Annotated in this window: 11 protein-coding genes; 5 read left to right on the forward strand and 6 right to left on the reverse strand. The window is 59.6% G+C overall.

Annotated elements, in window-relative coordinates; translation table 11 throughout:
* Positions 1 to 120 precede the first annotated feature (120 nt).
* Both GIV35_RS21245 and GIV35_RS21250 read left to right on the forward strand, forming a co-directional pair.
* Positions 121 to 2,763, forward strand: coding sequence for a sensor histidine kinase (locus GIV35_RS21245; protein WP_213153478.1), 2,643 nt, complete (start codon positions 121 to 123; stop codon positions 2,761 to 2,763).
* 153 nt (positions 2,764 to 2,916) lie between these two features.
* A complete protein-coding gene (locus GIV35_RS21250; RefSeq protein ID WP_003189833.1) occupies positions 2,917 to 3,606 on the forward strand; it encodes a response regulator in 690 nt (229 codons plus the stop codon).
* Positions 3,607 to 3,721: 115 nt separating this feature from the next.
* Here GIV35_RS21250 and GIV35_RS21255 read toward each other — a convergent pair whose 3' ends face one another.
* Positions 3,722 to 4,759 (reverse strand): patatin-like phospholipase family protein, encoded by a 1,038-nt coding sequence (locus tag GIV35_RS21255; protein ID WP_003189836.1) that lies wholly within the window; start codon positions 4,757 to 4,759, stop codon positions 3,722 to 3,724.
* A 216-nt stretch (positions 4,760 to 4,975) separates the two neighbouring features.
* Here GIV35_RS21255 and GIV35_RS21260 point away from each other — a divergent pair, with 216 nt between their 5' ends.
* From GIV35_RS21260 to GIV35_RS21270, 3 genes are all read left to right on the forward strand, one after another.
* Positions 4,976 to 5,254 carry a hypothetical protein gene (locus tag GIV35_RS21260; protein WP_003189839.1) on the forward strand — a complete coding sequence of 93 codons (279 nt, stop codon included), beginning with the start codon at positions 4,976 to 4,978 and terminating at the stop codon, positions 5,252 to 5,254.
* Positions 5,255 to 5,295: 41 nt separating this feature from the next.
* Positions 5,296 to 6,057: a CHAD domain-containing protein gene (locus tag GIV35_RS21265; protein WP_105226236.1), complete on the forward strand. Its 762-nt coding sequence runs from the start codon at positions 5,296 to 5,298 to the stop codon at positions 6,055 to 6,057.
* A gap of 89 nt (positions 6,058 to 6,146) precedes the next feature.
* Entirely contained in the window at positions 6,147 to 6,944 is a 798-nt protein-coding gene (locus tag GIV35_RS21270; RefSeq protein ID WP_105226237.1) for an acyl-CoA thioesterase, read from the forward strand.
* Between the two features lie 9 nt (positions 6,945 to 6,953).
* On the opposite strand, the gene GIV35_RS21275 is transcribed toward GIV35_RS21270, so the two are convergent.
* The 5 genes from GIV35_RS21275 to GIV35_RS21295 form a co-directional block, all read right to left on the reverse strand.
* Positions 6,954 to 7,316, reverse strand: coding sequence for an Mpo1-like protein (locus GIV35_RS21275; RefSeq protein WP_003189844.1), 363 nt, complete (start codon positions 7,314 to 7,316; stop codon positions 6,954 to 6,956).
* A gap of 117 nt (positions 7,317 to 7,433) precedes the next feature.
* Positions 7,434 to 7,823, reverse strand: coding sequence for a hypothetical protein (locus tag GIV35_RS21280; protein ID WP_223024184.1), 390 nt, complete (start codon positions 7,821 to 7,823; stop codon positions 7,434 to 7,436).
* Positions 7,823 to 8,164: a polymorphic toxin type 47 domain-containing protein gene (locus GIV35_RS21285; RefSeq protein ID WP_219848559.1), complete on the reverse strand. Its 342-nt coding sequence runs from the start codon at positions 8,162 to 8,164 to the stop codon at positions 7,823 to 7,825. The genes GIV35_RS21280 and GIV35_RS21285 overlap by 1 nt, the downstream gene beginning before the upstream one ends.
* A gap of 291 nt (positions 8,165 to 8,455) precedes the next feature.
* The gene (locus GIV35_RS21290; protein WP_105226239.1) at positions 8,456 to 8,866 is read right to left on the reverse strand and encodes a DUF6896 domain-containing protein; all 411 of its coding nucleotides are present in this window, start codon (positions 8,864 to 8,866) and stop codon (positions 8,456 to 8,458) included.
* The coding region (locus GIV35_RS21295; RefSeq protein ID WP_236491440.1) for an RHS repeat-associated core domain-containing protein at positions 8,863 to 10,168 on the reverse strand (1,306 nt) is incomplete at its 5' end. The genes GIV35_RS21290 and GIV35_RS21295, both read right to left, overlap by 4 nt.

A 10,168-nucleotide genomic window follows, 5' to 3' on the forward strand; every position in this document is an offset into this window, starting at 1 on the left:
GATTGCCATCGCGGGCAAGCCCGGCTCCCACATTTGGAATGTATTCCACTGTGGGAGCCGGGCTTGCCCGCGATGGTGGCCTTGAAGACTCTCTATCAATACCTGAAGGAACCCCCGAGCATGAGCGACGCCGGCCGCGCCGATGCCCTGTTAGCCGATCTGCCCCGGGACGGCCGTGGCCGGCTCAAAGTCTTCCTTGGCGCCGCGCCCGGTGTGGGCAAGACTTACGCCATGCTCCAGGCGGCCCATACCCAACTGCGCCAGGGCGTGCGCCTGATCGCTGGGGTGGTTGAAACCCACGGCCGCGCCGAGACCGAAGCCTTGCTCAGCGGCCTGCCGCAACAATCGCTGTTGCGTAGCGAATACCGTGGCGTGATGCTCGAAGAAATGGACCTCGACGGCCTGCTCGCCGCCAAGCCAAAGCTGGTGCTGGTGGACGAACTGGCCCACAGCAACGCTCCCGGCAGTCGTCATGAAAAACGCTGGCAAGACATCCAGGAACTGCTCGCCGCCGGCATCAACGTGTTCACTACGGTCAACGTCCAGCACCTGGAAAGCCTCAACGACCAAGTGCGTGGCATCACCGGCGTGCAAGTGCGCGAAACCCTGCCGGACTGGGTGCTGCAAGAGGCCGACGAACTGCTGCTGATCGACCTTCCGTCTCGCGAGCTGCTCGAGCGCCTGCGTGACGGCAAGGTGTATGTGCCCGAACAGGCGCGTGCGGCCATCGATGCGTTTTTCACCCAGACCAACCTCATGGCCCTGCGCGAGCTGGCCATGCAAACTGCCGCCGCCCACGTCGACGATGACTTGGCCCAGGGCTATCGCCAACTCGGCCAGGCTGCGCCGGCGGTGCGTGGGCGCCTGTTGGTCGGTGTGGATGGCGATGCCCAAGCCGAACGCCTGGTGCGCCATGCCAGCCGCGTGGCTCAGCGTCGGCATTTGCCCTGGAGCCTGGTGCACATCGACAACGGCCGTGCGCGGGATGAGCAATCGCGCCTGCGCCTGCAAAACGCCCAGCAACTGGCAGAGCGGCTGGGCGGGGAAGTGGTGTTGCTGCGCGCCGGGGAAGTGGCCAAGACCCTGATCCAGCACGCCGCCGAACGCCGTGCCAGTTTAGTGCTGGTAGGCCAGTCACGGATGCGCTGGCGGCGGCGCCTGTTCGGTGGCGGCTTGGCGGCACGCCTGTTGCGCAATGCCCGCGGCTTGGAAATCAACGTCCTCGACAGCGATGACATGCCTGCACCGCCACGCCTGCCGGAGGTACGCGGGTTGGTGTGGTTCGATTACGCCTTGGCGGTGGTGGCCACCCTCGCTGCTGCAGCAGTGGCCTGGGCCGTGTCCAGCGCGTTGGCGCTGCCGAACATCTCGTTGGTGTTTCTCGCTGCCGTGCTGTTGGTGGCGGTGCGCAGTAGCCTGGGGCCGTCCCTGGTGTGCGCGGCACTGTCGTTTTTGACTTACGATTTTCTATTTATTCCGCCGAATTTTTCCTTCGCCATCCAGCGCGAAGAAGACGTGCTGACCCTGTTGTTCTTCCTGTTGATGGCAGCGTTGACCGGCAACCTCGCCGCACGCCAGCGCCGCCAGTTGCAGGCGTTGCGCGATACCCAGGAAGAAACCAGCGAGCTGCTCGACCTGTCGCGCAAGCTCACCGCTGCCACCGACCGCCAAGCCGTCATCAGCGCCGCCGCCCACCATCTGCAAGGTTGGAACGAGCTCGACCTGTGCCTGGTCAATCGCGACGGACAGGGCGGCTGGAAGGTCGAGACCGGTGGCCCGTTGACCCTCACCGAAGCCGAACGCGCCGCCGCCGATTGGGCCTGGCAGCATGATCAGCCGGCCGGCATGGGCACCGGCACTTTGCCGTTTGGGCGTTGGTGGTGGTGGCCGCTGTCGGGTGAAGAGGGGCCTTTGGGGTTGCTGGGTGTCAGTGCCAAGCCTGGCCTGGAATTGAGCGGGCAACGTCGACGCTTGCTCACCGCGTTGAGCCAACCGCTGGCCCAGGCACTGGCGCGGGCGCAATTGGGGCAGGAGTTGGAATCGGCGCGCCTGCACGGCGAAACCGAACAACTGCGCAGCGCTTTGCTCGCTTCGGTGTCCCACGACTTGCGCACGCCATTGACCTCCATGCGCGGCAGCATCGACAGCCTGCTGGCCCTTGGTGAAGCCATCCCCCTGGAGGATCGCCGCGAATTGCTCGAAGGCACCCGTGATGAAGCCGAGCGCCTCGACCGCTATATTCAGAACCTGCTGGACATGACCCGCCTGGGCCACGGTGCGCTGAAACTGGCACGCGATTGGGTGTCGCCCGGCGATATTGTCGGCAGTGCCCTTGGGCGATTGCGCGCCGTGCTGGCGCCGTTGCAGATGAGCACCGATGTGCCGCCGGAACTGCCCTTGTTGTATGTGCATGCGGCGCTGATTGAGCAGGCTCTGGTCAATGTGCTGGAAAACGCCGCGCGGTTTTCGCCGCCCCAGGGCCGCTTGCAGTTGCGTGCGGGCGTGCAGGATGAGCAGTTGTTTTTTGCCGTAGCGGATGAAGGGCCGGGGATTCCCGAGGAGGAGCGTGCGAAGATCTTCGACATGTTCTACACCGCTGCCCGCGGTGATCGAGGCGGGCAGGGCACCGGCCTCGGCTTGGCGATCTGCCAGGGCATGGTCGGTGCGCACGGTGGGCATATCAGCGTTGCCGATGGCATTGACGGTCTGGGTACCTGCATCACCTTGTTTTTACCACTACCCACACAACCTGCCCTGGAATAAGCCCTGTAGGAACAGGGGGACGCCTAGTTCTTGCTCGCGAAGGTCGTTAACGATAATGATGGCGTCCTGAATGCACGCGGTGCCTAGAGGTTTTTCGCGAGCAAGCTCGCTCCTACAGGGGGTGATTTTTTTAATGGGTTTTAATGAGACACCATGAGCCAGACCGCGACGATTCTTGTCATTGATGACGAACCGCAGATCCGCAAATTCTTGCGCATCAGCCTGGCCTCCCAGGGCTATAAGGTGATCGAAGCCGGCACCGGCAACGAAGGCCTGGCCCAAGCGGCCTTGAGCAAACCGGATCTGCTGGTACTCGACCTGGGCCTGCCCGACATGGACGGCCAACAGGTGCTGCGCGAGTTTCGCGAGTGGTCGAGCGTGCCGGTGCTGGTGCTGTCGGTGCGGGCCAGCGAAGGTCAGAAGGTCGAGGCCCTCGACGGTGGCGCCAATGACTACGTGACCAAACCGTTCGGCATCCAGGAGTTTCTTGCCCGTGTGCGTGCGCTGTTGCGCCAGGCACCGGCCGGAGAGGCCCAGGAAGCCGCTTTGAGTTTTGGCCCGCTGACGGTCGACCTGGCCTATCGCCGCGTTTTGCTGGACGGTGCTGAAGTGGCGCTGACCCGCAAGGAATACGCAGTGCTGGCGCAGTTGGCACGCCACCCGGGGCGGGTGATTACCCAACAGCAGTTGCTCAAGGACATCTGGGGGCCAACCCATACCGAGGACAGCCACTACCTGCGTATCGTGGTGGGGCACCTGCGCCAGAAGCTGGCGGATGACCCTACCCAGCCACGGTTTATCGTGACTGAGGCGGGGGTGGGGTATCGGTTGCTAGGTGCCTGAACCTTTGGTGCCTGTGCTGGCGCCATCGCAGGCAAGCCAGCTCCCACAGTTGAAATGCATTCCCCTGTGGGAGCCGGGCTTGCCCGCGATGAGGCCATCCGCAACACCTACACGCTCAACTCTGCTCACTTTCATACCGATCCAACGTATCACTGGCAATCTCCCGCCCCAAAGCGATCAACTCCGGCGCTTTATAGAACTCGAAAAACCGGCACACCCGCTTCGGCACGTTGATCAGCACATCGGGCGGATACCCGGCGATCTTGTATTGTGCCAATGAGGTTTGCATCACCTCGAAACTCTGGTTGATCAGGTCCAGCAGCGAGGCAGGCCCGACGTTGTCGATGATGAACGAGCCGGTGGCCGACTTCGGTGCGCCGGCTTTCTCCGGCGCCGCGGCAGGTTGCTGGGCTTCGGGTTCGGCAGACTCCAGCCACGGGTTGATTTCGGCGGCCTGGGCCTGCAAGGCTTCTTGTTCCAGCTTCATCAACTGCTCGGCCTGCTTGCGGCGAAAGGGCAGGTGGGAGCCCAGTGACTTGGCCAGGCTGTTGAAGCGGCTCTTGAACGCCGGCGGGCGCTGGATCACCGGCAATTGGTAGTGTTTCTGGTTGGTGGCATTGAGGTTGACCGCAATGATCAAGTCGCAATGGCTCGACACCACCGGAACGATGGGCAGCGGGTTGAGCAGGCCGCCGTCCACCAGCATGCGGTTGCCCTGCATCACCGGTGTGAACAGGCTGGGGATGGCCGCCGATGCGCGCATGGCCTGGTGCAGGCAGCCTTCCTGGAACCAGATCTCCTGTTGGTTGGTGAGGTCGGTGGCGACGGCAGTGTAGGGGATGCGCAGCTCCTCGATATTGATATCGCCGACAATCTTGCGGATTTGCCCGAACACCTTCTCACCGCGAATCGCTCCCAGGCGAAAGCTCACATCTACCAGGCGCAATACGTCGAGGTAGTCCAGGCTTTCGATCCAGTTGCGGTACTCGTCGAGCTTGCCTGCGGCGTAGATCCCACCCACCACGGCGCCCATGGAACAGCCGGCGATACAGGCGATGTCATAGCCGCGTCGTTCGATTTCCTCGATCACCCCGATATGGGCGTAGCCCCTGGCACCACCGGAGCCCAGCACTAAGGCAACACGTTTCTTCATGGCCAGATCCTTCGCAAAACAGGGGCCCACAATGCACCCATCAAGGGGCCTGCTTCAATCCTTGCTGACAGCGCGCAATATTTTTCCAGGCTGGCGATCAGGCTCGGGTATGCTCTGGCAATAGGTACTACTGATTTCAGGCTAAGGACAAGGCACTTTTCCCTGTAGGCAACGTCTACAGGCTACGACTGAATTTGTATATTTGAGGTGTCATCAATGAAAGCCTGGATCTGTGTGCCTGTGATCGTGTTGGCCTTGGCTGGCTGTGCCGGGAAAACCGCGTATCGCGACAGCTGTGGCTCGCAATTGGACGCCGCCTGGAAAGAGCTGGACCTGGCCAAGGCCGAAGGTTTTGCCGGCACTGTCAGCTATTCGAAGGCGTTGTCGCTGTTGACTGGCGCCAAGACTCAGCAGCAGTTCGAGGCGTTCGAGGGTTGCTCCAACAAGGCCGAAAAGGCGCGGTTCTACATTCGTGAGTCTCGCGCCGGGCGATAACCCAGGGCGGATAGGATTTTTCATCGGAAAGTGAGGGCAGGATGTCAGCATTGGTCAATCAGTTAGTCGCTCAGGTCATTGGCCTGGAAGTAGGGTTACTGAGCTGCCAGGCTCGCCTCGCCGCCGTCACTGACGATGAAGCCTTGCATGATTTGCGCACCACGGTACGCCGCCTGCGCAGCCTGTTGCGCCCTTTGCGCGGGCTGCCCGGTGTCGAACAGCTTGAATTGGCCGCCAGCACGGTTGGCCAACTGACTACGCCGCTACGCGACCGAGAGGTGCTGGCGGCGTATTTGCATCAGCACGGCTATCACGACGCGGCTGATCGTCGCCTGCGTCTGCAGCCCGAGGCTTATCGCCAGGTGGCGCAAAGCCCGGAGCTGGCGCACTTGCTGCTGATCCTGGATGCGTTCCCACGGTTTATCCGCGCGTCACAGCACCAGAAACTGCTCAAGGGCTTGCGCCCGCGTATCCAGAAACGCCTGGCCAAGCAATCGCAGAGACTCGATGAGGCGCTGAAGGATCCCGATCATGACCGTCATCGACTACGGTTGCTGATCAAGCGCGTGCGCTATGCCGCCGAGGCGTATCCCGAGCTGGACAAATTACCCACCAAGGCCCTGTCGCACTTGAAGAAAGCCCAGAGCGCGCTGGGTGACTGGCATGACTGTTGGCAGTGGCTGGCCCAGGCCGGGCACGAGCCGGACCTGCAACCCTGCGTAGCGGTGTGGCAGCGCACCATGCTCAAGGCGCAAGGCAAGGCCGACCGCGTGCTGGACACGCTCAGCGCCGAGTGTTTTTAAACCGGTCCGGTTTTTGGCCGGAATGGGCGCTGTGCCTGCGCAATTCGATGGTTAAGATTCCTCCAGGATTTTCTTGATGTGAGGTCGCCATGCGCTTTAGTGATTTGCTCGACGCTGCCCGTAGCAATCCGCTGGATGTCACCATTCCTGCCGAATGGGCCCAGGGCCGGGCCACTTTTGGCGGCCTGGTCGCTGCCTTGCAGTACGAGGCGCTGCGCGCCCAGGTGCCGGCGGATCGACCGCTGCGCTCGCTGGCCATCACCTTTGTCGGCCCGGTAGCGCCGGATGTACCTGCCAGTTATCAAGTCGAAGTGCTGCGCGAAGGCAAGGCGGTCAGCCAGTTGCTCGGGCGCGTGGTGCAGAACGGTGAAGTGGCGACCCTGGTCCAGGCCAGTTTTGGCGCCTCTCGCCCCTCCGAAATTGACGTGGCAAGTGAGCCGCCACCGGTATTCAAACATTGGGATGAGTGCCAGGAACTGCCGTACATCAAGGGCGTTACCCCTGAGTTCATGCGCCACCTGGCGATGCGTTGGGCCGTGGGTGGCCTGCCGTTTACCGGCAATAAGTCCCGCGACATGGGTGGCTGGGTACGGTTGCGGGGGGATGTGAAAGAAGAACCACTGACCGAGGCGCATATCCTCGCCCTGGTCGACGCCTGGCCACCGGCGTTGCTGCCACACCTGAAAAAGCCCGCGCCGGGCAGCACCCTGACCTGGACCATCGAGTTCATCCAGCCGCTGCAAGACCTGACTACGCTCGACTGGTGCCAGTACCACGTCAACATCGAACACGCCCGCGACGGCTATGGCCACGCTGCCGCTGCCTTGTGGAGCCCGACCGGCGAGTTGATCGCCCTCAGCCGTCAGACCGTGGTGGTGTTCGCCTGAACCCGCCGGTCAGTGGTGGTGCCGCTGCCGCCAGGCGCGCCACCAGCCACCGCTGAGCACAAAGCGCGGGAAGGTCACGAACTGCTCGACCACCAGGCGCTGCACCGCATCTTTGCGATCACTGAACGGCTCACTGGCCTGGGCTTCCAGGCTATGGCCGTGACGCTGCAACGCCAGGCCCGCGACAATACCAATCACGCCGACGGCGAAGCTGGCCAGACTAAGGCTGAACACGCCCGACACGATCAGCAGGAAACCGACGATAAACAGCGGCACGGCAATCAGGTGCAACGCCAGGTTGGTTGGGTGCTGATGGTTCTGTGGGTACTGACGCCATTGCCAGGCGGGGAGGTTGGGGTGACGTTTGCCCATGGTGGTGAATCCTCTGTCCGTTGAAACAACTTGGACAGAGTCTAGGTTGAGGTGGGCAGGGTGGCGAATTGGGGCTGGCTATGGGGGTCATAGGCTGCAATTTAGGCGGAGTGACCCTCATGCCCAAATGACACAGTCATGATCATCCATGTGTACCAAGAACGTCAGCTCTTTATCGGTTATCCAAAACGGATATCCGGTGGTTTCGCCTAACACAGAGGCTATCACTCGAGCGTTTTCCATTCTCCAGGCGCTATACGCTGAGTCAAATACCAGCAGAACCAGGCCATTCCCGCTAATGCGATGCGGCATCTCCTTCCAAAAGTCAGGGTTGTGTTCGGTGCTTTTCTCGTTCAGTTCGATGGGATCAAGCACATTGCTCTGCGCTTTGAAGAATTTTCTCGTCAGAGAGCTTATCAACAAGTTGAGTTCGCTCGAATCAAGCTTTCCAGCGTCGAGGTTCAGCGCATTACAGGCTTCGTCTATTTCGTCTTCCAGGTAACTCATCAGGGGACACCTATTCTGGACCGGCTGACAGGAACCAGTTGGAGCAGTATATGGCCTCTTTTGGCTCCTCCGTCGCCTCTCTTTCCAGGTGTTTGATAGCCAATATGAGGTGATTTCGGACCTTCTTTACTTGGCACGAGCATAGGATCGTCAATATTCACTTCCGCTCCTCTATTGGGACCGGTTTGTACTCGCCATTCTGTTGGAAATGATTTGCCATATTGGTCTTTGCCCCATTTCGATACGCTGTATTCGGACCTGGGTATACCCGTTCTGCGAAAAGCCTCATCCAAACCATCGGTGGGAAAGAGTGGCGCCGTGGGTGTGAATGTGGGAAGGATTCCAGTCTGTTAAGCGCAGATCCCCTGTGGGAGCGGGCTTGCCCGCGAAGGCGGTGTGTCAGTCACTGCCTCTGTTACTGCACTACCGCTTTCGCAGGCAAGCCAGCTCCCACTTTTGATCTTCGTTGCTTTGAGTATTGCGTTCGCTTGACTGATCGGCACCAAGGCTTACCTCCGATGTTGTTGGGTCAGTTTGCACATGCATTGGCTGGTTCACAGTTATCGAGGTCAAGTCCCATCCCATATTCGATATTCAGAGTGTCTAGGGTAAGGAGATTTACCTGAACGGCATCAAGACTGTATGAAGTACAAATTAGATGTGGACCCTTCGATTTTCTTGGCTTTGCCCTTTTTTAGGTACGCATTGAACTCACGTTCCAAGGCTTGTTTATCTGTATATTTTTTATACTTGCTGGGTGTTTCGCATGCGTACATATACAGCCTCCACGAGTCGAAACCGTCGACCCTATCGTCCGGGCCGTAATCAAAGTCGACACATATTTCAGATAAGTAAACACTGCAACCAATACCGTGCAGCTCGTAGGTGACATTTGCAGCGACCGTCCCACGCTGCGGGATTTTTTTGGATCGCCACAGACCAATGATATTTTTGGTTCCAAACACTTGCTCAAGTAAGTCGGTAGCCTTTTTTACTTGTTCCAAGTATTCTGTGATCAAATGTTCTAGCGTCTGAACTCTCATCGTCTAGGCCTTTCCAGTCTATCCAGTCCTACTGCATTTGAAGCGTCTATTACGTCCTGGGTGCTGTTGAACGAGCTGTTATGGTCACCTATATTCTGGATTAGTTTTATGGTGACTGGCGTCTTTGTTTGTCTTGCAGCGGCAGCTCGGTGGTGCCCATCAACAATATAGCGTTGCTCGTTATACTCAAAAACGTCTATTGGCGTATTTTTATCGTATCCGTCGTTTCGCATACTGCGAGCAATTTCTTCCACACGCTTGGTTGACCGCTTCCCTTCAATGCTGTGTGTTCTATTTAAGAAGGTTGCGTCTACTCCGTGAACAAGAGGAGCTGAAGGCTGTCCATCATCCACGCTCGACTTGTAGGATGGATCGTCAGCACTCGTTTGCTTTTTACACCCATCATCGCCTGGGCATGAATTCAAGCCTAGCGGGTCTACCCATCCCGTCGGATTGGGCACATACCGGTACCCATTGATCCCACCCGCCAGCTTCACTGGATCTGGCGTCAGGTAACGACCAATATCCGGATTGTAGTAGCGATGGCGATTGTAGTGCAGGCCGCTTTCCGCATCGAAATACTGGCCTTGAAATCGCAGTGGGTTGTCGACTTTTCCCACGTCGAGCCGGGCGATCTGGCCGTAGGCGCGGTAGTGGGCGGACCAGACGATTTCGCCTTCGGGGCTGGTCAGTTCCTGCGGGGTGCCGAGGTGGTCGAGTTGGTAGTGGTAGGGCGTTGTGGCTTGTGGACCGAAACCTTCCAATAGTGCCAATGGGCGGAAGCTGTCGGGTTCGTAGAGATAGCTGCGATGGCGCTCTGCATGGTGTTCGGCAATCAGCTTGTCGCCTTGCCAGAAAAACTCGGTGGTCTTGCCGTCTACGGTCTTGCTGATGCGGCGTCCAAATGGGTCATAGCGATAGCTGGCGGTTTGGCCGTTCGGTTTTGTGATGCTGACTAACCGATGCTGGCAGTCGTAGTGATATTCGGTGACGAGTTGCTGGCCTTTGCCGCGTCGTTCGCGAATGAGGTTGCCGAAGGCGTCGTAGTGGTAATGACGGTCGCCCTGGATCATCAGATGATTCGCCGCGACGATGTCCGGGCCGGGGCGGTCTTGCATCAGCAGGTTGCCGGCCGGGTTGTGGGCGAAGCGTTCCTGTACGTCTTGCGAGTGATCGGCGCGGGTCAGGCGGGCGAGGGGGTCGTAGCGGTAAAGGTGTTCACCCTTGCGGGTGTCGAGCAGGCGGGTGAGGTTGCCGCTTTTGTCGTAGTCGTATTGGCGTTGGTAGAGGTAGTTTTGCTGC

This window comes from Pseudomonas sp. PA-1-6B, assembly GCF_021609545.1.
GTDB lineage: Bacteria > Pseudomonadota > Gammaproteobacteria > Pseudomonadales > Pseudomonadaceae > Aquipseudomonas > Aquipseudomonas fluorescens_BV.

Excerpts from the sequence above, each read along its gene's own strand:
- GIV35_RS21245 (WP_213153478.1), top strand. The coding sequence starts at position 121 with ATGAGCGACGCCGGCCGCGCCGATGCCCTGTTAGCCGATCTGCCCCGG.
- GIV35_RS21250 (WP_003189833.1), top strand. The coding sequence starts at position 2,917 with ATGAGCCAGACCGCGACGATTCTTGTCATTGATGACGAACCGCAGATC.
- GIV35_RS21255 (WP_003189836.1), bottom strand. The coding sequence starts at position 4,759 with ATGAAGAAACGTGTTGCCTTAGTGCTGGGCTCCGGTGGTGCCAGGGGC.
- GIV35_RS21260 (WP_003189839.1), top strand. The coding sequence starts at position 4,976 with ATGAAAGCCTGGATCTGTGTGCCTGTGATCGTGTTGGCCTTGGCTGGC.
- GIV35_RS21265 (WP_105226236.1), top strand. The coding sequence starts at position 5,296 with ATGTCAGCATTGGTCAATCAGTTAGTCGCTCAGGTCATTGGCCTGGAA.
- GIV35_RS21270 (WP_105226237.1), top strand. The coding sequence starts at position 6,147 with ATGCGCTTTAGTGATTTGCTCGACGCTGCCCGTAGCAATCCGCTGGAT.
- GIV35_RS21275 (WP_003189844.1), bottom strand. The coding sequence starts at position 7,316 with ATGGGCAAACGTCACCCCAACCTCCCCGCCTGGCAATGGCGTCAGTAC.
- GIV35_RS21280 (WP_223024184.1), bottom strand. The coding sequence starts at position 7,823 with ATGAGTTACCTGGAAGACGAAATAGACGAAGCCTGTAATGCGCTGAAC.
- GIV35_RS21290 (WP_105226239.1), bottom strand. The coding sequence starts at position 8,866 with ATGAGAGTTCAGACGCTAGAACATTTGATCACAGAATACTTGGAACAA.